This is a genomic window from Pseudomonas sp. TH07, from assembly GCF_016651285.1.
Taxonomy (GTDB): Bacteria; Pseudomonadota; Gammaproteobacteria; order Pseudomonadales; family Pseudomonadaceae; genus Aquipseudomonas.
On record NZ_JAEKED010000001.1, the window covers coordinates 827659 to 849937 of the forward strand.

At 63.7% G+C, this 22279-nt stretch carries 18 protein-coding genes; 13 read left to right on the plus strand and 5 right to left on the minus strand.

Annotated elements, in window-relative coordinates; all coding sequences use genetic code 11:
- Positions 1-16 precede the first annotated feature (16 nt).
- The 3 genes from JFU57_RS03965 to JFU57_RS03975 form a co-directional block, all read right to left on the minus strand.
- On the minus strand, positions 17-772 hold the full coding sequence (locus JFU57_RS03965) for an alpha/beta hydrolase family protein (protein ID WP_020297876.1): 756 nt from the start codon (positions 770-772) through the stop codon (positions 17-19).
- Positions 762-1871, minus strand: a complete 1110-nt coding sequence (locus tag JFU57_RS03970; protein ID WP_201128226.1) for a DUF3182 family protein — start codon at positions 1869-1871, stop codon at positions 762-764. Before JFU57_RS03970 ends, JFU57_RS03965 begins: the two co-directional genes overlap by 11 nt.
- A gap of 175 nt (positions 1872-2046) precedes the next feature.
- Positions 2047-3054 (minus strand): GlxA family transcriptional regulator, encoded by a 1008-nt coding sequence (locus tag JFU57_RS03975; RefSeq protein ID WP_201128227.1) that lies wholly within the window; start codon positions 3052-3054, stop codon positions 2047-2049.
- 100 nt (positions 3055-3154) lie between these two features.
- Here JFU57_RS03975 and JFU57_RS03980 point away from each other — a divergent pair, with 100 nt between their 5' ends.
- The 13 genes from JFU57_RS03980 (at position 3155) to JFU57_RS04040 (ending at position 20259) form a co-directional block, all read left to right on the plus strand.
- The gene (locus JFU57_RS03980; protein ID WP_201128228.1) at positions 3155-3709 is read left to right on the plus strand and encodes a cysteine hydrolase family protein; all 555 of its coding nucleotides are present in this window, start codon (positions 3155-3157) and stop codon (positions 3707-3709) included.
- 695 nt (positions 3710-4404) lie between these two features.
- The gene (locus tag JFU57_RS03985) at positions 4405-6276 is read left to right on the plus strand and encodes a 3-dehydroquinate synthase (RefSeq protein WP_078471579.1); all 1872 of its coding nucleotides are present in this window, start codon (positions 4405-4407) and stop codon (positions 6274-6276) included.
- On the plus strand, positions 6273-7163 hold the full coding sequence (locus JFU57_RS03990; protein ID WP_078471578.1) for a UbiA family prenyltransferase: 891 nt from the start codon (positions 6273-6275) through the stop codon (positions 7161-7163). The genes JFU57_RS03985 and JFU57_RS03990 overlap by 4 nt, the downstream gene beginning before the upstream one ends.
- A complete protein-coding gene (locus JFU57_RS03995) occupies positions 7160-7927 on the plus strand; it encodes an EboA domain-containing protein (protein ID WP_201128233.1) in 768 nt (255 codons plus the stop codon). The genes JFU57_RS03990 and JFU57_RS03995 overlap by 4 nt, the downstream gene beginning before the upstream one ends.
- A gap of 42 nt (positions 7928-7969) precedes the next feature.
- Positions 7970-8854: a TatD family hydrolase gene (locus tag JFU57_RS04000; protein WP_020297869.1), complete on the plus strand. Its 885-nt coding sequence runs from the start codon at positions 7970-7972 to the stop codon at positions 8852-8854.
- Entirely contained in the window at positions 8851-10086 is a 1236-nt protein-coding gene (eboE, locus tag JFU57_RS04005; protein WP_201128235.1) for a metabolite traffic protein EboE, read from the plus strand. Before JFU57_RS04000 ends, eboE begins: the two co-directional genes overlap by 4 nt.
- Entirely contained in the window at positions 10076-11521 is a 1446-nt protein-coding gene (locus JFU57_RS04010; protein WP_201128236.1) for an alkaline phosphatase family protein, read from the plus strand. The genes eboE and JFU57_RS04010 overlap by 11 nt, the downstream gene beginning before the upstream one ends.
- Positions 11500-12639, plus strand: coding sequence for a hypothetical protein (locus JFU57_RS04015; RefSeq protein WP_078471574.1), 1140 nt, complete (start codon positions 11500-11502; stop codon positions 12637-12639). The genes JFU57_RS04010 and JFU57_RS04015 overlap by 22 nt, the downstream gene beginning before the upstream one ends.
- 10 nt (positions 12640-12649) lie before the next feature.
- On the plus strand, positions 12650-15046 hold the full coding sequence (locus tag JFU57_RS04020; RefSeq protein WP_201128237.1) for a hypothetical protein: 2397 nt from the start codon (positions 12650-12652) through the stop codon (positions 15044-15046).
- 64 nt (positions 15047-15110) lie between these two features.
- Entirely contained in the window at positions 15111-16031 is a 921-nt protein-coding gene (locus tag JFU57_RS04025; RefSeq protein WP_201128239.1) for a hypothetical protein, read from the plus strand.
- Positions 16032-16049: 18 nt separating this feature from the next.
- Positions 16050-17342 (plus strand): hypothetical protein, encoded by a 1293-nt coding sequence (locus JFU57_RS04030; protein ID WP_201128240.1) that lies wholly within the window; start codon positions 16050-16052, stop codon positions 17340-17342.
- Between the two features lie 3 nt (positions 17343-17345).
- Positions 17346-19166: a hypothetical protein gene (locus tag JFU57_RS04035; RefSeq protein ID WP_201128241.1), complete on the plus strand. Its 1821-nt coding sequence runs from the start codon at positions 17346-17348 to the stop codon at positions 19164-19166.
- Between the two features lie 34 nt (positions 19167-19200).
- Positions 19201-20259, plus strand: coding sequence for a hypothetical protein (locus JFU57_RS04040; RefSeq protein WP_201128242.1), 1059 nt, complete (start codon positions 19201-19203; stop codon positions 20257-20259).
- An 81-nt stretch (positions 20260-20340) separates the two neighbouring features.
- On the opposite strand, the gene JFU57_RS04045 is transcribed toward JFU57_RS04040, so the two are convergent.
- Complete coding sequence (locus JFU57_RS04045; protein ID WP_020297860.1) at positions 20341-20853, minus strand: single-stranded DNA-binding protein; 513 nt, start codon at positions 20851-20853, stop codon at positions 20341-20343.
- Positions 20854-20862: 9 nt separating this feature from the next.
- On the minus strand, positions 20863-22257 hold the full coding sequence (locus JFU57_RS04050) for an MFS transporter (RefSeq protein WP_078471568.1): 1395 nt from the start codon (positions 22255-22257) through the stop codon (positions 20863-20865).
- Positions 22258-22279 lie beyond the last annotated feature (22 nt).

A 22279-nucleotide genomic window follows, 5' to 3' on the forward strand; every position in this document is an offset into this window, starting at 1 on the left:
GCGACGGAGCCGTCGATCAGCGTTCCTGAATGATGCTCAGGCGCTCGCCGACCACCATCTCGGTGATCCAGCTGACGAGGATCGAGGTGTAGGCCTGCTGCGACACCGGATCGCTCAGGGAATGGTCGGCGCCGTCGATGATGCGGTGGGTCAGGGAATGGGTCTGCTGGCACGCCGCGCGGTAACTCATGATGGTGGCGTGGGGGACGTGGTCATCGGTCTCGGACTCCACCAACAGCACATCCCCGGTAAAGGCGGCGCAGGCATGCAGCGCCCGATTGCTGTCGGCGCGCACCAGGCTGCTGCGGTAGTGCATCAGGTCGGCCTTGTCCAGGTCACGCTTGGGCGTATGCCATTGCTCGTCGCGGTACAGCGCGGGCACCCGCAGCGCCAGCCAGCGCACCGGGCGCAGGGAGGTGAGGATGCTCGCCAGGTAGCCGCCGTAGCTGGTGCCGACCACGGCAATCGCCGAGGTGTCCAGGGCCGGGTGCGAGAGCAGCCGGTCATAGGCGGCCAGCAGGTCGCGCAGGTTGTCTTCGCGGGTGACCCGCGACAATGGAATGCCGGTGCCGGCATGCCCCCGCAGATCGAAGGTCAGGCACACGCAGCCCAGGCCGGCGATGCCCTTGGCGCGCTCCAGGTCGCGCTCCTGGCTACCGCCCCAGCCGTGGACGAATAACACCCCCGGTACTTTCGATTTGGGACTGAGAAAATTCCCGCTCATCTGTTCATCATCGATGTCGATTTGAATGCTCTCGCTTCTAGCCGTCATAGGATTGGACCGTTACGTATTTGAGAAGAAAATCGCTGTTGTCCGCCGGCCCGCGATACACCTCGATGGCGTCCGCAGGCAGTGCCTGATCACTGTAGGTTTCCACCGAGGCGACGTTGATCGCGCGCATCCCGGGGTTATTGATAAAGGCCTGCAAGGCCGCCACCTCGGCACTGCTGGCGCCCCCCATGCGCCAGGACTGTTCGAGCACGCCGCTGCGCACCTGGCCGTCGGCGGCCCGGCCCTGGGCGATGTCGTAATTGCGCCGCGAGGCAAAGAAGCCTGGGTAAACCTCATCCGCGGCGCTGTCGAACACCTGGGCCTGCTGCACCGCCAGGCGCACGTCCTGGGGCAGGTCCAGGGCCAGCAGCGTTTCGTAGCCGCCCTGCACCACCAGCAAGCGCGAGCCACCATAGACCTGTTCGCCATGGGCGTCCTCGGTCAGGAATTGCTCGCCGCAATAGCTGATGACGTGGCCGGCGATAAACGACTGGCCAACACTGTGGGTAATCACCCCTTGCAGGTCCTGTTCAAGCACCACGCCCTCCTCGAACAGGGCGGCGGTCTGCGGCTGGGCCAGGGCCTGGTCGAAATGCTCGAGGCTGTCGATCACCTGTTGCCCGCGGCCGGCACAGGCGTGAATCGGCTTGATGCGGATCGGCCCGCACTCCAGCAAACGGCTGGCGGCGGACCGTGCATCCTGTTCGGAAAACACACTGAAGCCGTCCAGCACCGAATCCCCGACCCGCTGCGCAAACAGCGGCGACCAGCCCGGCGGCGCTACGGCCTCGGCGCTGAACAAACCGTGGGCGATGGCTTTGGTGGCGATAAAGTCGTGCTCGACATAACCGCCCCATAAATCGTCCGCATTGGTCACCCCCAACGCACGCGCCGCTTCGGCCCCGACCAGGGTCTGGGTCGGCAACCAGTACAAGTCACGCCCGGCATGCTGCGCCGGGTCGTAGCTGCCGCCGTATTTAAGGCCGAGAATCTGCGCCAGCCAGCGGGCCAGCGCGCGGTTGGTTTCGACTTCATGCAGGGGTGCCTGGGGACGGGTGGAATGCGCGACCACCAGCTTCTTGCGGTTTGTCGAGGTCATGGGGCCACCTTGGCCAACCGGCCGATGAGTGTGCCCATTGGGCTGCACGGATCAGGCCAGCTCCCCGCCCGGGCAAAACCCCTTGCAAATCAGTCAGCTGGAAAAACGTAGCGGCACTGTGCCCGTTGCAAACTGCACGATCGTTGCCAACGCCTGCGGATATTGCACGACGGGCCTAGCGCCCCTGATCGCCCCGCGCCGCAGTTGGAGGCGTTACGCCGAAGCGACTGCGATAGTCGCTGGGGGTCAGGCCGGTGATTTTCCTGAAGATCGCGCGAAAGGCGCTCGGGTCCTGATAACCCACGGTCCAGGCGATACGGTCGATGGTGCCGTTGCTGAACTCGAGCATCTCCCGGGCCTTGCCGACTCGCAGGTGCTGGCAGTATTCGGTCGGCTTGAGGCCGGTGGCGGCACGAAAACGTCGAAGCAAGGTGCGCTCCTCCAGCCCCGCCTGCAGCGCCATGGCCCCCAGGGACACCTCCACCGCGCCATTGCCCTGCAACCAGTGCTGGACCTTGAGGATCGCCGGGTCGCCGTGGTTGAGGATCGGCGCGAAATTGCTCCCGCACTGGCTGGCGCTGTCGCTGTGCTCGACCACCAGAAAGCGCGCAGTGCCGGTGGCGATGCTCGGCCCCAGCAGGCGGTCCACCAGGCGCAGACCCAGCTCGGACCAGGCCATCAGCCCGGCCGTGGTGATCAGGTCGCCATCGTCGACGATGGGCTTTTCGGCACTCAGGCGGATCTGCGGGTAACGCAGGGCAAAACTCTTGGCCGAGGTCCAGTGGGTGGTGGCGCTGCGCCCGTCCAGCAGACCGCTTTCGGCCATCAGGATCGAGCCCACGCAGACGCCGCCAAGGGTGGCACCGGCGGCATGCTGCTCGCGCAGCCAGTGAGTCAGCGCGGTCGTGGCCTGGCCTTCGGAAAATCCCGCCAGGGAGGGCGGAATCAACACCGCCACCAGCGCTGAATCGGGGCCCGGGTGACTGTCATAGACCCGCACCGGCGCCTCATCGAACGAGGCCTGCCAATGGCTGATACGCAGCAACGGCAACTGTTCGCTCTGGTGTTCGGCAGCAATCCGATTGGCCACCCCGAACAGGTCGGTCAAGCCGTGGACCGCGGCCATCTGCGCACCGGGATAGATCAGCACGCCCAGTTCGGCGACCGCACGTTGCATGGCCATTGTCAGTTTTCCCCCTGCTATTGTCGGTGCGGCCAATCCTCGAAAGACCCGCCGGCGCCAATACTGGACGCCATACCCACCTCTGTTCAAGGAAACCCTTATGGCCAAGCAAGCACTGATCCTGATCGACATCCAGAACGACTACTTTCCCCAGGGCAAATGGCCGTTGGCCGAAGTCGAGGCCGCTGCCGACAATGCCGCCAGGCTGCTGGGCGCCTTTCGCGCAAGCGGCAAACCGGTGATCCATGTGCGCCATGAGTTCACCTCGAGCGACGCGCCGTTCTTTGCCCCGGGCTCCGAAGGCGCGCGCCTGCATGCCAAGGTCGCCAGCCAGGGCGACGAACCGGTGGTGCTCAAGCATTTCGTCAACGCGTTCCGCGACACCGAGCTGGAGTCGATTCTCAAACAACAGGCCATCGAGGAACTGGTGATAGTCGGCAGCATGAGCCACATGTGCATCGATGGCGTCACCCGGGCTGCCGCCGACCTGGGGTATGGCGTCACCGTGATTCACGACGCCTGCGCCACCCGTGACCTGGAGTTCAACGGCCAGGTGATCCCGGCCGCCCAGGTGCATGGGGCGTACATGGCATCCCTGGCGTTCGCCTATGCCAGCGTGGTCGCGACCGATGAATACCTGGACGCCAGCCGCTGAAACCCGGCGCCGCTCTGCACTGAGCCCACTTGCCCACAAAAAGCCCCGTGGCGTTATGACGCTGCGGGGTTTGGTGGTCCATAAAAAACAATAAGTTTGTAGCGGACCAACAAGAGTATTGATTATTATTCTCAACAAACTAACGAAGCAACTTCCGTGTAACTTCCCCATCCCGCAGACAAAACCGTTAAGCGTAGACCTCAGCGGCTTGAATATCCTTCACCGCGCCAACTTCCACCCCTCTCGCGCTGATAACCCCACACGCACTTAACTCTATATAGCCAAGCATAATAAAGCCTATAACAAACGATAATGACAAATAGCCATTATTGGTTGTTTACCTTGCTATTAATTCATTGACCGATCTTTTTTCAAATGGGTTCAATCATGTTCAACTTCATTTAAAAGCCGGGATAACCGGGCCGCAGCCCAATAAATACACGGCAAACGCGCGAGACACTCGCCCATCCCCAGCGTCTCGAAGTCGCTGTTGGAAACCATCGAAAAACTCTTGTTCCGGCCTTGCTTGCAAAAGTGCAAGTCGCGACTAAGTTCATAACTATTATTCAGCCGCATCGCCGATCGATGAAGCAACACCCCATCCGACGAGGACACTCGGTTATTTAAAACACTCTTCAGATACTGCGTTAACTGCTGACACGGAATTCAGTCATAACAATCAAGAGGGACGATTGATGAAGCGCAGCCAATGGTATCGTGCGTGCTCGCAAAGAGGGTCGGCCGGACTTTTCTGGTTGTCTCTGCTTTGCTTCTCCGGTCTGGTCATCGCCAGCTTCCTGTTGTTCGAACAGCAGATCCAGGATGCCCTGGCCCATCTGAACCTGTACCTGCCCTCTACCCCCGCGCAGAAATTCAACCTGGCCCTGCTGCTGATCGCCCTGTTGGCGTTCGACGTTGTGTTGCCGGTGCCTTCAAGCATGGTGGCGCTGCTGGCGATTGCCATGCTCGGCAGCCTGGGTGGCTACCTGGTGATTTTCATCGGCCTGTGCCTGGGCGCCGGGCTCGGCTACGCCCTGGGGGCCGGCTATTTTCGGCTGTTGTCCGGCCGCCTGGGCCTGCACCAGCGCCAGCCGGGGCAACTGGGCTACCGCCTGGGCACGTTGTCGCTGATCTGCCTGCGCGGCGTGCCGGTACTGGCCGAAACCTCGGTGGTGGCCGCCGGCATGCAAGGTTACCCGCTGCGCTCGTTCCTGCTGGTCACCACCCTGGCCAACGCCGGCCTGGCATTGGCCTACAGCGCCATCGGCAGTTTTCTGGTGGAACAAAATGCGCTGCTGCTGACCCTGCTCGCCGGCATGCTGCTGCCCGCTCTGTTTATCGCTGCGCGCAGCCTGCTCAAGCCGCGCCACGCCGTGGACGCCAACCAGCCACTGCGCGGGCGCTTCGAGGTCAGCTACGACTACCCGGTGGTGTTCACCGACCACCTGTTTGACCCGGCCAACCCCTGCCTGCACCAGCAGCTTTGCGCCCAGCATCGCGGGCCGGTGACCGCACTGGTGTTCGCCGATGAGCAACTGCTGCAAAGCGCCCCCCACTTGCTGCAACAGATCGACCAGTACTTTGCCGCCCACGCGGACCTGCGCCTGCTGGCCGCGCCGATCGCGGTGCCGGCCGGCGAACTGAGCAAGGACCCACAGGTGCTGCAACAGTTGTACAGCGACATGCTGCAACAGGGCCTGGACCGCCACTGCTACGTGCTGGCCCTGGGCGGTGGCGCGGTGCTGGATGCGGTGGGCTACGCCAGCGCCACCTTTCACCGGGGGATTCGCCTGATCCGCATCCCGACGACGGTGCTGGCGCAGAACGACGCCGGCATCGGGGTCAAGAACGGCATCAATGCCTTCGGCCAGAAAAACCTGCTGGGGGCCTTCTACCCCGCCACGGCGGTGATCAACGACTTCCAGCTGCTCACCAGCCTGACCCGCCGCGACCAGATCGCCGGCCTGGCCGAAGCGGTCAAGGTGGCGCTGATCAAGGACCAGGCGTTTTTCCACTGGATGGAGCAACACGCCGAAGCCCTGGCCACCTTCGAACACAGCGCCAGCCGCTACGCCATCCGCCGCTGCGCCGAGCTGCACCTGGGGCACATCACCGGCGCCGGCGACCCGTTCGAGCGCGGCAATGGCCGACCGCTGGATTACGGGCACTGGGCCGCGCACAAACTGGAAAACCTCAGCCACCACCGGCTGCGCCATGGCGAGGCCGTGGCGGTGGGCATGGCCCTCGACGGTCTGTACGCCAATGCCCTGGGCCTGTTGAGCGATGCCGACAGCGAACGGGTGCTGCGGCTGCTGGTCCAGCTCGGCTTCAACCTGTGCCCGGCGGAGCTGCTGCTCAAGGATGCCCAAGGCCGCGCCCAGGTGCTGATCGGCCTGGAAGAATTCCGCCAGCACCTGGGCGGGCAACTGTCGATCCCCATGCTCAACCGCATCGGGGGGTCGGTGGACCTGCATGAAATCGACGCGCCGCTGATGGAACAGGCGCTGCTGCGGCTGGCCACCGGCAGCGGCCCATTGTTGAGCTTGAGCGAGGGCTGCGCGCAATGAACCTGGCGCCGCACAACCTCAAGACCTGGATGACCCTGGGCCGGGTGTCCAACCTGCCGACGGTGTGGACCAACACCTTGGCCGCCGCCCTGCTGGCCAGCAGCACCAGCGCCCTCGCCCCGCCCTCGTCGCTGGTGTGGATTCTGCTGTTGGCGGCCCTGTCCCTGCTGTACCTGGCCGGCATGCTGCTCAACGACCTGCTGGACGCCAACTGGGACCAGCAGCACCACAACCCGCGCCCGATCACCCTGGGGCTGGTCAGCCGCCAGCAAGTGGGCCTGGCCACTGCGTTGCTGCTGGCCCTGGCCGCGGCATCGGTGCTGGGCCTGAGCCAGTTGATCGACGAGCCGCACTGGCTGCTGGGCAGCGCCACCCTGCTGGTGGGCTGCATCCTGGGCTACAACCTGCTGCACAAAAAATACGCCCACAGCGTGTGGCTGATGGGCGCATGCCGCTCGGCCCTGTACCTCACCGCTGCGGCCAGCCTCGCGGTGCCGCCGGAGCCGATCTGGCTGTGTGCGGTGTTGCTTGGCGTGTACATCAGCGGCCTGACCTACCTGGCCCGCCAGGAGCATCGCAACCAACTGATCAGCCGCCTGCCGCTGCTGTTGATGCTGAGCCCCCTGGCACTGGCGATATACGCGGTCAACGCCTGGTTCTGGGCGGTGCTGCTGCTCTGGCTCGGCTGGTTGGGCTGGCATTACTGGCGCCACCTGGCCAACCCGCGGCAACGCCAGGTCCGGGCCTTTATCGGGGCTGGCCTCGCGGCCCTGCCCCTGTTCGATGCGCTGGTGCTGGCGGTGGCCAACCAGCCCATGGGCAGCCTGTTATGCGTCCTGGTGTTTTTCCTGCTCCCACACTTCCAGCGCTGGATCAAACCCACATGAACACCGACCTGAAACCACAGCCATCGGCGGCCCTGGACATGCGCCAGGACTGCCTCGACGCCCAGCGCCAACTACTCACCCAGCAGCTTGATGACAATGAGCGGCACTGGTGGCGCCAGGCCCTGGAGCAACTGGCGCAAGGTGCCGATGCCAGCACGGCGGCGCTGTTGAGCAGCCAGTGCAAGCGCCACCTCAACGAGCGCGCCCTGCCCGGCAGCGGCTGGAGCCTGGTCCAGCTGGCGCGCGCGCTGCTGCTGGCCCAGGCCCTGGAACAGCAGCCGGCCAGCGAGCAACTGTCCGTTCTGCGCCAGCTGTTTCTGTGGGGGGACGATCAGGAAAAAATCGCCACCCTCAAAGCCCTGGACTGGCTCGACCGCCAGGGGCTCGGCCTGGAGCTGGCGTTGCAGGCCGGGCGCACCAGCAACAGCCAGGTCTTCGCCGCCCTGGCCCTGGACACCCCCTACCCGGCCCGCCACTACAGCGAACGGGCCTTCCACCAATTGCTCTTGAAGGCCCTGGGCATGGGGCTCGACGTGCGCCGCCTGCAAGGCCTCGCGCAACGCCACAGCGTCAGCCTCAACCAGTTGGCCCTGGACCTGCTGGACGAGCAGCTCGCCGCCGGGCGCCCGGTGTCGCCCGGGCTGCCCCTGGCGATCGCCTTCGAGCTGCTGAGCCCGGCGCAACGCCAACGCCTGCTGGGCCTGAGCCAGCAGCAACGCTTGCCGGACGAATGGCGCGAGCACCTGCCGCCGCCGGTTTCCTGATCGAACCCACGCCTACCGACTCCCCCTCGACGAGGATTCACCATGCTCAAGTACTTCGACCCGCACATCCATATGGTCAGCCGCACCACCGACGACTATCAGAACATGGCCGCCGCCGGCATCACCGGGGTCATCGAGCCGGCCTTCTGGCAGGGCCAGGCCCGGACCAGCGTCGGCAGCTTCATCGATTATTTCGACACCCTGCTGGGTTGGGAGCGCTTTCGCGCCAGCATGTTCGGCATCCATCACTTCTGCACCATCGGCCTCAACCCCAAGGAGGCCAATGACCTCTCAGTGGCCAACGAGGTGCTGGAGATCCTGCCGCGCTACCTGCTCAAGGACGGCGTGGTGGCCGTCGGCGAGATCGGCTACGACGACATCACCCCCGAGGAAGACCGCTTTCTCGCCGCCCAGCTGCAACTGGCCAAGGAGTTCAACCTGCCAGTACTGGTGCACACCCCGCACCGCGACAAGATCGGCGGCACCAAGCGCACCCTGGCGGTGATCCGCGAGGTGGGCATCGCCGAGAACCTGGTGATTATCGACCACCTCAATGAACTGACCCTGCCCCTGGTGCTCGACAGCGATTGCTGGCGCGGCCATTCGATCTACCCCAACACCAAGATGTCGGAGCAGCGCATGGTCGCCCTGCTGCAGGAGTACGGCACCGAGAAAATGGTGGTCAACAGCGCCGCCGACTGGGGCATCAGCGACCCGCTGAAAGTGCCGAAAACCGGCCAGGCCATGCTCGCCGCCGGCTTCAGCGAAGCCCAGGTGGAACAGGTGCTGTTTCACAACCCGGTGGATTTCTTCGCCCAGAGCGGGCAGCTGGACAAGGCACTGGTCAGCACCCCGCTGCCCATCGACCAGCGCAAGCAGTGGCAGGAAAACTCGGCCCTGCGCGGCCAGGAGCCGGTGATCAAATGAGCCAGCCCAGGGAATGGACGCCCACCCAGATCGGCTATTGCGGCAACGTGCACCCCACCCCGGAACTGGCCGGGCTGCGGGCCTCGATCGAGTCCGACTTCCAGGGAGTGCGCCGCCTGCGCGGGCTGAGCCAGCAGGACAGCGGTCTCTGGATCAGCGCGCGGGCGGTCGCCGAGCTGCAACAGCCGACGGCACGCCGGCAATTTTTCGAACTGTTGCAACGCAGCGGCCTGCGCCTGACCTCGCTCAATGGCTTCCCCTATGGCCGGTTCCATGAGGGGGCGGTAAAGGCCGAGGTCTACCGCCCGCACTGGGCCGATCCGCAGCGCCTCGACTACAGCCTGCAACTGGCACGGCTGCTGGCCGATGCCCTGCCCCCAGATTGCACCCAGGGGGTGATTTCCAGCGTACCCCTGGGGTATGCCGCGCACTGGAATCAGGCCTTGCAGCACAGTGCCGAACAGCAACTGCGCCAGCTCACGGCGGGCCTGGCCAGGCTGTATCAGGAGAGCGGCAAGAAGATCCGGCTGTGCCTGGAAATGGAGCCCGATTGCGTGCTGGAAAACACCGGCCAGGCCATTGCCTTTTTCCAGCATTGGCAAGCCACCGATCCGCACCAGGAGTACCTGGCGCTGTGTTTCGACGTCTGCCATCAGGCGGTGCTGTTCGAGGATTGCTACCAGTCCCTGCACCGCCTGCAACAGGCCGGCGTACCGGTGGGCAAGATCCAGCTGTCCAGCGCCATGGTCTGCCAGCTGCCGGCAGCGGAGCATCCACGTCGGGCGGCGGTGGTCCAGGCCCTCGGCGACTTTGCCGAGGTGGTGTACCTGCATCAGGTCAAGGCTCGCGACGTCCAGGGCCGGCTGCTGTCCTGGCCCGACCTGCCCGCGGTGTTGCAGGACATCGCCCAGGGCCGGGTCCTGGAAGCGGAGCTGCGTATCCACTTCCACGTGCCGCTGTTCAGTGAGCAATTGCTGTTGCCGGAGCTCAGCGGCAGCCAGGGCGCGCTGGCCCAGACCTTCGATTACCTGGCCGAGCATCCGGCGCTGCGTCCGGTGCTAGAGGTCGAGACCTACAGCTGGGGCGTGCTGCCGGAGCCGCTGCGCCCGAACAGCGCCGCGGCGCAGTTGCAGGGCATCGCCCGCGAGCTGCAATGGGTCGAGGAGCAACTGCGGGCCAGGCAACTGCTGCAAGCCCACCCACGCCCGCGGGAGGTGGCCCATGGCCGCTGAAGCACCGCGCCCACCGCTGCTGCTGATCAACGTGGTCGGGCTGACCCCGGGTTTGCTCGGGGCCGCCACGCCACGCATCAATCAACTGTTGCACGGCGGGCAGATGACCCGCTTGCAGCCGGTGTTCCCGGCCGTAACCTCGACGGTGCAAGCCTCGATCCTCACCGGGAGCGCGCCATCGGAGCACGGGATTGTCGGCAACGGCTGGTACTTTCGCGACCAGGCCGAGGTGCGTTTCTGGCTGCAGCCCAACGGGCTGATCCAGGGGGAAAAAGTCTGGCAGGTGCTGCAACGGGAGATCCCCGGGTTTCGCTGCAGCCAGCTGTTCTGGTGGTTCAACATGTACGCCGAGGTCTCGGCCGCCATCACCCCGCGCCCGCACTACCCGGCCGACGGGCGCAAAGTGTTCGGCCTGTACTCCGACCCACCCGGGCTGCACGAGGCCATCGAGCAGCAGATCGGCGAGTTCCCGTTCCATGGCTTCTGGGGGCCGGCGGCGGGCATTGCCTCCAGCAGCTGGATCGTCGACTGCGCCATGGCCGAGTTCCAGATCAACCGCCCGGACCTGCAACTGGTCTACCTGCCCCACCTGGATTACGGCCTGCAACGCCTGGGGCCGGAGCACCCGGCCATGGCCGATGAATTGCGCGCCATCGATCATGAAGTCGGGCGCCTGCTGGACTTTGCCGAGCAACAGGGCGCGTCGGTGATGCTGTTGTCCGAGTACGGCATTGAGCCGGTGCAGCAATCGGTCTCGCTGAACCGGCTGCTGCGCTCGGAAGGCTTGCTCCAGGTCCGCCAGTCGCTGTCCTGGGAACTGCTCGACCCCGGCGCCAGTGCGGCCTTTGCCGTGGCCGACCATCAGGTCGCGCATATCTACATCCGCCGTGCCCAGGACGTGGCCCGGGTCAAGGCCCTGTTGCAGCGCCAGCCCGGTGTCGAGCAGGTGCTGGACAAAACCGAACAGCGGGCCTGGCACCTGGACCACCCGCGCAGCGGCGAGCTGGTGGTGGTGGCCGCTGCCGGCTACTGGTTCGATTACTACTACTGGCTGGACGACCGCAAGGCCCCGGACTTCGCCCGTACCGTGGACATCCACCGCAAGCCCGGCTACGACCCGCTGGAGATGTTCATCGACCCGGCCATCCGCTGGCCCAAGCTGAAAATCGCCCGCCGCCTGCTGCAGAAAAAACTCGGCTTTCGCTACTACATGGACCTGATCCCACTGGACACGCGGATGGTCCGCGGCAGCCATGGCCGCCTGCCCGACAGCCCACAGAGCAGCCCGCTGCTCATCACCAATTGCGACCTGGCGCTACCGGAGCAACTTCCGGTCACGGCAGTCAAGCAACTGCTCCTGCAGTACTTCCTGGGGCGCCCATACCACGACAAGGCCAATGCCAAGGAGCTTCCATGCGGCGAGCCATCTCCATAACCGTTCTCAGTGCACTCGCCGGGTTGGCGCAGGCACAGAACGCCACTCCCTATGACTGCGGTAATTTCCTCACGTACGGAGCCAACCCCAGCCAGACCAAGGCCAACTTTTTGCAAAGCCCGGAAACCCAGGCCTGGAACTGGTTCGTCTGCCTCAACCAGCCTTCGGCCCAGGGCAGCCCGAACCGGGTCTGGGAAGGGTTCAAGCCGTCGGACCAGGTGTACCTGGCCAACGGCGCCCAGCCCAAGCCCTATCTGCCGCAGCAGCCCACGCCTATGGCGATCCAGGCCCAGGCACAAAAACTGGGGATGAACCCCAACCGGGTGTTCCAGAACCTGGACAGCACGCAACAGGTGGACGGCCTGATCCTGCAAATGGGCAACCAGGTGCCGGCAGCGCAACGCGGCCAGCCGGTGCGCTTTCACATACTCATGGGCCAGGACACGTTCAACTACATCCTCAATAACAAGATCTACAACGTGAACGGCCAGGCCGCCCTAACCGGCAACCTGAATTTCCCGAGCACCGCCTGGGAGCTGAAAACCTCGTGGATCTGGATCGGCACCGATGCCGCCTTCAAGCAGAAGCTGGAGAACGATGGCTACTACATCATCCAGGCCTACTACCCGGACAAGAACCAGTACCAGGTCGGGTACGCCGCCCTCAGCGGCATGCACGTCATCAACAAGCTGAGCGCCAACTGGGTGTGGACCACCTTCGAAAACGTCAACAACAGCAAGTACACCGTGACCAATGCCGTACCGGCCACGCCGATGACCAACACCACAGGCCCGACCCCGGCGGCCAAGCCGGTGAACCTGAGTTTCCAGGCCACCTACCCCGGGCTGTCGAAGTACGAACTGATCGGCGTCGAGTTCCAGCCCGTGACCCAGGTGCTGGCCAACTCGCAGCTGGAGTCGGCGTTCCAGAGCACCTCGTCGTGCCTGGCCTGCCACAGCACCGCCGCCTACTCGAACCAGAAGGGTTACTTCAATTTCGCCCTGAAAGAACAGGGCGGCATCGTCTACCCGACCACTCCGCTGCCGGACTCGGCGTATGCCGGTTACAAAAAACTGGATTTTGTCTGGTCGCTCAAACGCGCCCAGTGGCAACGCTAAGGAGCATGACATGAGCGTATTGAACTTCCCCCGCATCTACCTCAACGGCCACATGTTCTGGAACCCGCCAACGGCCAACAACAACGACGTGTTCCCGCTGTACGACGCGGTGAAGATGGACATGAACTGGCCGTTCCTGAAGTACTACGACGTCACCCCGCAAAACGCCCCGACCGCGCTGATGCCGTGGTCAATCCGGCCACTGGCGTACAACCAGGTCCCGGATTACGTGCTGCAGGTGCCGACCAACGCCAACCCGAAAACCTACCCCTTCATGCCCGCCGAATGGGACCTGTTCGGCGACAACGCCTGCGGCACGGTGACCCACAAGGACACGCGCTCGGTGGTGGTGGGTGGCGAGTTGCAGGCCAACAATTACATCCTCCAGGACGCCCTGGTCAGCAAGAACTACCAGTTGCAGGGCAACCCCTTTGGCGGCAACGCGCCCAGTGCCGCGCGTTTTGTCGATGTCAGCCCCTGGCAAAACACCTTCACCGCGCTGTATTTCGACAAGCTGGTGCTGGGCGACGACCAATGCGGCCTGACGCTCAACCGCCAGTACCGGATGCTCGATCGCTTCCTCAACTTCAACTGGGGCGCGTTCGGCGGCTTGAGTACCGTGACCACCACCTGGCAGACCTGCTTTCCCAAGGAAAACCTGCAATGGGTCATCGGCAACTCGGTGCTGCTGAAAAACCTCCAGCAGCAAATGACCCAGCAGGGCGCCAAGGGCCTGATGTTCCGGTTCTCGACCTACCTGACCTTCTACGACAAAAACGGCGTCTTCAACGACTTCCCGCCGATCAACACCCACTCCCATGCCCCTGCGGACATGGAAAAGGTGCGGGTGATGTATGAGAAAGGGCTGAACAACGTCGCCGATATTTTCTTCAACCCGGCCTACAGCCGCACCGCCGGCACCCTTGGGCTGTGGTTTGCCGACGAGTTCCCCACGGCCCCCGGCGGCCGGCGCCTGATGCCCGCCAGCGCGGTGCCGGTGTACAAGAAAACCCCAGGTGACACCCAGCCGTCGAGCACCCAGCTGGGGGTGATTTCAGCCCAGATCAACCCGGGGGTGTTGTCCCTGGACCTGTCCAACGGCTTCCCGTTCTACCCGGTCGATCCCAGCGCCCCGATCGCCAAGGCGGAACGCTTCAACGCCGGCAACTACACAGTGGGGGTGCAGTTGAACGGCAAGTACCAACCCCTGGCCCAGTTCGGCTTCGAGCAGTACAACCAGGCGGCCTTCGATAAACGCTCGGGCCTGCTTGACCTGCCAATCAACAGCGGGCAACAGAGCGCCCTGGAGAACGGCTCGCTGCTGTTGCAACAGCAAGGCGCCACGCCCGTGGTCGCCGCCGCTCAGCGCAAGTGGACCGCCGAGGTCATCGAGAGCGGCAGTTTCATTGATGTGGGCGATCACAAAACGCTGCAGATCATGGTGCAGCAGGACGGCGTCCCAGCCCCGGCCGGCACCGTGTTGTGGGTCGCCGAGTACGGCAACGCCTACATGATCACCACCAGCAACTACTACCTGGCATTCAGCAACCCGGCCAACTTCACCCTGTTCTATGACAACCCGGACGATCGCAACGCGAACGAGCCCTGGCTGCCGCAGTTCACCGACGCGCCACCGATTGCCAATCAGTTGGCCACCGGCAGCGGGCGACGCCTGACCGCACTGCACAAGACGGACGCCCGCAATGATGCGGCGGTGCCACCCGGCATCCCCATCAGCTATCAGCAGTACCTGAGCAAGCCGACCGCGATCAATCTGCGTCCGTGCCTGGCCTTCGATGAGCCGTTTGCCAGGAGTGGCAACCTGCGCGACACCCCCGGTGGCGGGCTGATCAACTACTCCATCACTAAAATCCGCACTGACGCCAGAGGCATCGCGCAACTGGGAATGCGCGCCGTGGCCCCGGGATTTCCGACCCTGCGTTTCTTCCTGCAAGAAGGCGCGAGCGCGCCACAGGTGCCCTTCAGCTTCGACTACACCGGGGGCTACGCCGACTTCCTCGCGCCCTTGCGCGTGCTGCCGATGGAGCCGCAGTTGCAGCAAGACTTCATCAACTACTGGAACTCCATCTACAAGAGCGAGAACGCCAGCCAGCTGCTGTGGAACAACTTCATCTACGCGCGGATCCTGCAGCCCTTCTATTACCTGTACCCGATCATGAACAAGTTCATGCCGCTCAACTCCCAGACCCGGGTCGAAGGCGCCATCGACCAATTGATCGTGCTGATCAGCAAGCCGTATCAGGAAGAAAGCACGCTCTCGATGCCCATCACCCGCGACATGTCGCAAAGCCGGCGGGCGATTCTCGAGCTGTGGGCCCAGGCCCTGGTCAAGCGCAACTACCCGCCCATCCCCCTGAGCATGAGTGACTTCAACACCCTCAACTGACCGCCAACGCATCACGCAGGAACGCCGGGTGACACCCTCACCCGGCACTTCAAGGGAGTGTCTTATGAACGCCAGCTTCTTTACCCGGCTGCTGTTGCCGACCCTGCTTATCAGCTCGCCGCTGTTCGCCCAGGACGACAGCCCCGCCGTGTACTTCACCAACGGGGTGCATAACACCCTGGGGTGCAATGCCAAAAACGGCAACTGCATCGCCCCCCGTGCGCCCACCGATCCCAGCGATCCGTTCTTCCCGGCCTATTGGATCAGCGACTGGACCATGTACCGGGTGATGACCAACTACCAGAACAACCCGCCGCCCTACAGCTCGCCGCCCAGCACCCTGAAACCTTCGGACTACACCGTGTCCAAGGGCACCAGCTACTACGACACCAGCTACCTGCCGCCCGATGGCGACGGTTACGGCGCGATGTTCGAGCACTACGAGAAGTACTGCCTGCCGATCTTCCCGATCAAGAACAACAACTACAGCTGCACCTTCGTCTCCCTGGGCAACAAGGCGTATTTCCTGACCTACGACGATCGCCCCAAGGACATGCCGGCCTGTTGCAGTTTTTCGCCGATGAACCACCCGCCGCGCCAGGACTTCGTGCAGCACCTGCCCTACAGCCCCAGCCGCAGCCAGAACCTCAAGGGCAGCGTGCAGGCCTACGCCCTGGACCTGGACTCGCCCCAGGGGCCGATCCTGTTCGGCTATGCCTTCAACAAGGCGCAGACCGGCACCCCGCCCTACCGCAAACCGCAGTCGTTCTTTTTCTCCGGGGACGCCAGCGTCGCCAACGCCCCCATCGTCAGCCAGAACTACGTCAACTTCCGCATCGAGAAACCCGACCCGGCCAAGACCTGGGACCAGGTCGCAGCCATGTGCCCGAGCAACCCGCCACCCTGCCAATTGTTCGAGCCGCCTACCGGCCAGAGCAACGGCAAATCGGCGCAGTGGAACAAGTTGATGCAACGCCAACCCTGACAATGACGAAGGATCGCCATGAACACTTTTCCGCGCTTTAGCCTGATCTTGCTCGGCCTGCTCAGCCTGCCCGCCTATGCCCGGGAGCAGCCGGCCCAGACCACCTCGGGCATCGACCTCTCATGCCAGCCACCCAGCGTCGTGCCCATCGCCGACGCCAGCCAGGATGCGTTCGATCGCTACAGCTGGCAGATGTTTGTCGCCCTGAGCTGGCCCGCCAAGGCCGGAGCCCGGGGCCAGCCCGATTGCTCGGCGGCCCTGGGCGCCCCTGGCCCGACCGTGTGGCAAACCTACAAAAACGTCGATGAAATCTTCCTCCCCGGCGCCAAGCCGCCCGGACCGTGGAACTCGGCGTTGCAGGCCAAGCGCCTGCGGCTGATCAACATTGCCGCGCTGAAGAACAACACCGTCGTGCACTCTGACAATCAGGCGGTCGGCGGCTGGCTGATCGACCAGAACGGCAAACCCACCTATTACGAACTGGCCGCCAACGAGGCCTCCTACAACTACATCGTCGCCAACAACTTCTACAACGCCGACATCGTGTCCAAGGCCAGCAACATCAAGTTTCCCAGTGCGACCAGCGAGATCAAATCCAGCTGGCGCATCCTGACCGCCCAGGACGATGCCAGCCGCTACCTGCAAATGCCCGCCACGGTCACCCAGTTCAACGACCAGGGCGTCCCGGACGGTACCACCCAGGTCAACCTGGGCCTGGTCGGCCTGCACATCATCACCAAGGCGCCGGGTTATCCGCAGTGGATCTGGTCGACCTTCGAGCAGGTCGACAACGTTCCGCCCAAGGTCCTGGTCGACGGCAAATGGGTCAATCAGCCAGCGCCGGGGGTCAAGTACTCCTATTTCAACGCCGGCGCCCCCGCCGACAGCCTCAACCAGTCGCCTTGCAACTGGACCCTGCAGGATGGCCACCAGGTGTGCCAGCCCAAACCCGGAACCAGCTTCACCACGCCCAATCCGCTGGACCGGTTCACGCCCCTGACCCCGGCTACCGTAACCCTCAACAGTCAGTTCCAGGCCGCTGCGCAAGTGCAATCGACGGTGTTCAAGTATTACCAACTGGTGACCACCCAATGGCCCAGCGACCCGAGCAACCCCAGTAATCCCCAGGGTTCGCCGACGCCGGCCCTGGCCGCCAACGTGACCATGGAAAGCTATATCCAGCCCAACAGCAGCTGCACCGATTGCCACTCCAAGGCCACCCCGATCAACAGCCGCTTCAAGGCGGACTTCTCCTACCTGTTCAAATTCGCCAAGGCACCCGCAGGCACTTCCATCAAGGATGAGGAATAGACCATGAGTATTCTGAATGGCCCACGGCTGAATTTCTGGGGCGGCATCCGCACCAACGTCAGCGTGCCGAACAACGCCGCGACCCTCCCCATCGACAACGGCCAGACCCTAGCCCTGTTCGACCTGACCACCTCGACCGTGTCGCCCCCGGCCCAGGCCTACAGCGATGATCAACTGAACCAATTCATCAACGCCCCCACCGGGGTCAAGTACACCGCCGGCGGCTGGAACCACTATGGCCAGCACTCCGTCGACATGCAGAACGTGCTGATCAGCTCCCAGGGCCAGCCGGGAGACATCAGCACCCATGGCGACCTGATCGGCCAGCCGTTGTACCTGATGGGTTCAGTGGACCCGGTCACCCAGAACCCGCCGGTCACCGGGCCGATGATGGTCGACCTCGACCCGACAGGGACCATCAGCACGCAGATTTTCGTCGGTGGCCTGCAGATCGGCAGCAGTGACAGCCCTCAATTGCTGATCCGCGGCAATACGGTGTGCAGCAGCTTCGACGTGGCCCTGCGGATCCTCGAAGGTGAGCCCGATGCGCCCGGGTCGAACCGAATCAGCGGCACCTTCCAGCTGACCTTCCCGCTCAAGGACATCGTCAGTTACAACCAGGACAGCGCGATTCTGAAGTCCATCATCGAAGCACCGGGTGCCAGCGGGATTGTGGTGCGCTTCGTCATGTTCGAAATGTGTCCGAGCATGACCACCGCCGAGCTCGACGCCGACTACGCCGCCAAGCTCTTCACCGCCAACCCGAGCATCGGGCGCATGGTCGGCACCCTGGCCCCGGCGTTCCCCGGGGAGCCGCTGATCTTTCCGGCTGGCCGCCAGTTGATCAACCAGACCAGCGGCGGTACCGGTTACGCCACCTTGACCAGCGATGAACTGCTGAGCATCGACATGCTCAACATCATTCCCAAGCAGGCCTTTCGCAGTGTGCGCACCGATATCACCAGCCCCATCGGGCCCAATGCGGATTACGGTCCGGTGTCCATCACCGCCGGATCGACCAAGCTGACTACCCTCAACCCCTTCGGCAAAGACCTGCAGTACTACTACCTCTACGGCGGCATCGTTGATTTGCCCCTGAGCGCCGAGCAGCAACAGTTGGTCGCCAGCCAGCCACTGGGCATCAAGGCCCCACTGACCCTCGCCAAGACCACGGTGAACGCCCCCGAGCAGGCTTATCGCCTGAGCGCCGACCAGCGCAATATCTACCTGGACGACCACCCGGACGGGGTCCAGATCACCCTGAACGTGACCCAACTGGGCGGGCCCGTGACGCAAGACACGGTGATCAAGATCACCCCCGGCCCTTCCAACGACGACGAGCACGCCCCGTACCTGGACCCTGAATATTGGGACTTCCTGGTGTTCGAGCCGCAACTGACCGTGAGCAAAGGCAGTGCCAGCGTCAGCTTCAAGGTGACCCTCAAGCCAGGCTCAGAACCCCAGGCCGGGTTTGCCACCTTGAATTTCAGCGTCGTCGGCAGCGACGACGGGGCGTATTTCATCAACTTTCGCAAGTTCGCCCAGACCAGTTTCGGCATCGCCCCGGGCACCAGCGTTACCTGGGATCAGGTCTACGAACACGTGCTGCGTTTTCACTACCTGGCGTTCCCGGCCATGTCGCGCTACATCCCGCTCAACCAGCAGGATGCGGTGTGGAACGCGCGGCAGATGATCCTGGCGCGCACCTCCGAGGTCTATAACGGCACCACGCTGTACATGCCAGTGGTGCACTCGATGTCACCGAGCCAGCGGGCGCTGCTCAAGGCCTGGCTCACCAGCGAGCCCTGGCAGCCCCAGTTGTGATGACGCCCTGCCCCCTTTGCACTGGAGAGCCGCCATGCCGATGCCGATCCTGATTCCCGCTCACCCGGCGCCAAACCTGCGCCCCAGCAGCATCGTCGCCCAAGGGCTGCTGAACCCGCGGGGCCTGTGCCTGCAAAGCGACGGCAGCCTGCTGATGGCCGAAGCCGGTTCAGGCCTGCCCGACCAAAGCTTCAGCGGGCGCATCAGCCGCCTGCTCCCCGACCCCGATATGCCGGGGGCGTATCTGCCACCGGAAATCGTGGCCGACGGCTTTCGCTCCATGAACCTACAGGCGCGCATGTTGCGCGATGAAATCATGGGGCTGTCGGATATCGCCTGTGGTGACGGACGCTGCCTGGTCAGCCAGACCAACTATGTCGAAGGCTCGAAAATCCTCGACCTGCAATACCGGCCGCCCGAGCCGGTATTCAACAGCCGAGGCAACCTGAACTCGCTGTGCTATCACCCGGTGCGCCGCAGCTGGCTGGCGGTCAAGCCCGATACCAATCAACTGGTCGAGTTCAAGGGCGACAAGGAAGAGCGCGTGCTGTTCGACTTGCCGGACCTGGGCCTGGGCCAGGAAGCGGTGCCGGTGACCCTGGTCTATGAACCGGCGACCGCCGCAGTGTTGATCAGCCTGTTCTCGGGTGAGCTGCACAGCGATCCGGCGCGGCGCGGCATTGATTTCGCCGAGCGTGCCGGCCAGGTGATCCGGGTCTGGCTGCACAGTGGGCGCATCGAGGTGCTGATTGATGGCCTGCAACTGCCCACCGGCCTGGCCCTGAGCCAGGATGGCCAGGTGTTGGTCCTGGAGCTGTGCGACCGTCTGCTGCAACCCCTGCTTCCAAGTTGGGCCGGCGAGTGCCTGCATGGCGGTTTTGCCCGCTTCAGTGGCCGGCTGCTCAGTTGCAGCCTGAACACCGGGCAGGTCACGCTGCTGGCCCAGCATCTGGATACCCCCTCCAACCTGTGCCTGGTGCCGGGGGCGGTATTGATCAGCGAAGGCATGGGTCTCACCGGTCGCCCCCTGCCTACACCGGACAACGGCGTCGCCGCGCTGTCCGGCCAGGTTCGCCGGGTGCAACTGCCCTAGCGAACTGATCGCCAGGCAAAGAAAAAGGCCCTTGGCGATTATCGCCAAGGGCCTTTGCTCAGTGCTTTTGACGGCGCTGGATCAGAACGGAATATCGTCATCGAAGCTGTCGAAATCCGGAGCCGGCTGCGGTGCCGCCTGCTGAGGCGCTGGACGCGACTCACGCTGTGGCTGCTGGCTTGGCTGCGGACGGGACTGCTGAGGACGTGGCGCCGAGTTGGACATGCCACCGCCTTGCTGGTCGCCCTGTGGACGGCCGCCCAACAGTTGCATGGTGCCTTGCATGTCGACCACGATTTCAGTGGTGTAGCGCTTGATGCCGTCTTTTTCCCACTCGCGGGTTTGCAGTTTGCCTTCGATGTAGACCTGCGAACCTTTACGCAGGTACTCGCCAGCGATCTCCGCGACTTTGCCGAACATCGAGACGCGGTGCCATTCAGTCTTCTCGACTTTCTGGCCGGTCTGTTTGTCGGTCCACTGTTCGCTGGTTGCCAGACTCAGGTTGGTCACGGCGTTACCGTTAGGCAGGTAGCGAACTTCGGGATCCTGGCCGCAAGTGCCGACCAATATGACTTTGTTAACCCCACGGGCCATAACGTTCTCCTAGGCTTCGCTCGCCGCCGGCGCTGGATTGACCAGCTGCTCGAGGGTCGCGCGATCCAATAATTCGGTGTCCAATTTGATGTAAATGGCGGCCTCCTCGGCCACCACCACTGCATCTGTTACCCCAACAACGGCCTTCAGGCGCTCGACCAGACCGGCTTCGCGGATCGCTTCGGGCGATAACGGCAAGCGCAGGCTCGTCACATATGGGGGCTCGCGCATGGTAACAGCAAAGACCAGCCAGAGTGCAGCCAGACCTGCGCATCCCAGGAACACAACCGACAAACCGCCATGTTGGAACAACCAGCCGCCAAGGATACCGCCCAAGGCCGAACCGAGAAACTGACTGGTGGAGTAAACCCCCATGGCCGTGCCTTTGCCGCCGGCCGGTGAAACCTTGCTGATCAGCGATGGCAAGGAGGCTTCCAGCAGATTGAACGCGGTGAAGAACACCACCGTACCTATCACCAGCGCCCGCAAGCTGTCGCCGAACTGCCAGAAGAATAGCTCAGTGAGCATCAGGGTACTGACGGCACCGAGCAGAACTCGTTTCATTTTGCGTTTCTTCTCGCCGTAGATGATGAACGGGATCATGGCGAAGAACGAGATCAACAACGCGGTGAGGTAGACCCACCAGTGCTGTTCCTTGGGTAGGCCGGCTTTTTCCACCAGCGCCAGAGGCAGGGCAACGAAGCTCGACATCAGCATCGCATGCAACACGAAGATACCAAGATCCAGGCGCAGCAGGTCCGGATGCTTGAGGGTCGGCAACAGTGCCTGGCGGGCCACGCCGGATTCACGATGCTGCAACGGCCCGGTGGAGCGCGGCACCATAAAGGCAATGATCAGAATCCCCACCAGGGCCATGCCGCCGGTCGCCAGGAACAACCCCGACAGGCCAAAGCTGCGAGTCAGCAACGGACCGACCACCATGGCCACGGCAAACGACAGACCGATGGTCATACCGATCATCGCCATGGCTTTGGTCCGGTGTTGCTCGCGGGTCAGGTCTGACAGCAGCGCCATGACCGCCGCGGAAATCGCCCCCGCCCCCTGCAGGACCCGTCCGGCAATCACCCCCCAGATCGAATCGGCGTTGGCCGCCAGCACACTGCCCAGGGCAAAGACGATCAACCCGAGGTAGATCACCGGGCGCCGGCCAATGCGGTCGGAGATGATGCCGAACGGGATCTGGAACAATGCCTGGGTCAAGCCGTAGGCGCCAATCGCCAGGCCGATCAGGGCCGGGGTTGCGCCAGCCAGGTCCATGCCATAGGTCGCCAGGACCGGCAACACCATAAACATGCCAAGCATACGGAAGGCGAACACCAGGGCCAGACCGCTCGCTGCGCGGGTCTCGCTGCCACTCATGCGTTCGCTGTGGGGATCGTGCATGGATAAACCTCATGTGAACCGG

Coding starts and splice junctions, on each gene's coding strand:
- JFU57_RS03970 (WP_201128226.1), bottom strand. CDS start 1,871: ATGACCTCGACAAACCGCAAGAAGCTGGTGGTCGCGCATTCCACCCGT.
- JFU57_RS04050 (WP_078471568.1), bottom strand. CDS start 22,257: ATGCACGATCCCCACAGCGAACGCATGAGTGGCAGCGAGACCCGCGCA.
- JFU57_RS04035 (WP_201128241.1), top strand. CDS start 17,346: ATGAGTATTCTGAATGGCCCACGGCTGAATTTCTGGGGCGGCATCCGC.
- eboE (WP_201128235.1), top strand. CDS start 8,851: ATGAGCCAGCCCAGGGAATGGACGCCCACCCAGATCGGCTATTGCGGC.
- JFU57_RS04020 (WP_201128237.1), top strand. CDS start 12,650: ATGAGCGTATTGAACTTCCCCCGCATCTACCTCAACGGCCACATGTTC.
- JFU57_RS03975 (WP_201128227.1), bottom strand. CDS start 3,054: ATGGCCATGCAACGTGCGGTCGCCGAACTGGGCGTGCTGATCTATCCC.
- JFU57_RS04040 (WP_201128242.1), top strand. CDS start 19,201: ATGCCGATGCCGATCCTGATTCCCGCTCACCCGGCGCCAAACCTGCGC.
- JFU57_RS03985 (WP_078471579.1), top strand. CDS start 4,405: ATGAAGCGCAGCCAATGGTATCGTGCGTGCTCGCAAAGAGGGTCGGCC.
- JFU57_RS04030 (WP_201128240.1), top strand. CDS start 16,050: ATGAACACTTTTCCGCGCTTTAGCCTGATCTTGCTCGGCCTGCTCAGC.
- JFU57_RS03995 (WP_201128233.1), top strand. CDS start 7,160: ATGAACACCGACCTGAAACCACAGCCATCGGCGGCCCTGGACATGCGC.
- JFU57_RS03965 (WP_020297876.1), bottom strand. CDS start 772: ATGACGGCTAGAAGCGAGAGCATTCAAATCGACATCGATGATGAACAG.
- JFU57_RS04025 (WP_201128239.1), top strand. CDS start 15,111: ATGAACGCCAGCTTCTTTACCCGGCTGCTGTTGCCGACCCTGCTTATC.
- JFU57_RS04045 (WP_020297860.1), bottom strand. CDS start 20,853: ATGGCCCGTGGGGTTAACAAAGTCATATTGGTCGGCACTTGCGGCCAG.
- JFU57_RS04000 (WP_020297869.1), top strand. CDS start 7,970: ATGCTCAAGTACTTCGACCCGCACATCCATATGGTCAGCCGCACCACC.
- JFU57_RS03980 (WP_201128228.1), top strand. CDS start 3,155: ATGGCCAAGCAAGCACTGATCCTGATCGACATCCAGAACGACTACTTT.
- JFU57_RS04010 (WP_201128236.1), top strand. CDS start 10,076: ATGGCCGCTGAAGCACCGCGCCCACCGCTGCTGCTGATCAACGTGGTC.
- JFU57_RS03990 (WP_078471578.1), top strand. CDS start 6,273: ATGAACCTGGCGCCGCACAACCTCAAGACCTGGATGACCCTGGGCCGG.
- JFU57_RS04015 (WP_078471574.1), top strand. CDS start 11,500: ATGCGGCGAGCCATCTCCATAACCGTTCTCAGTGCACTCGCCGGGTTG.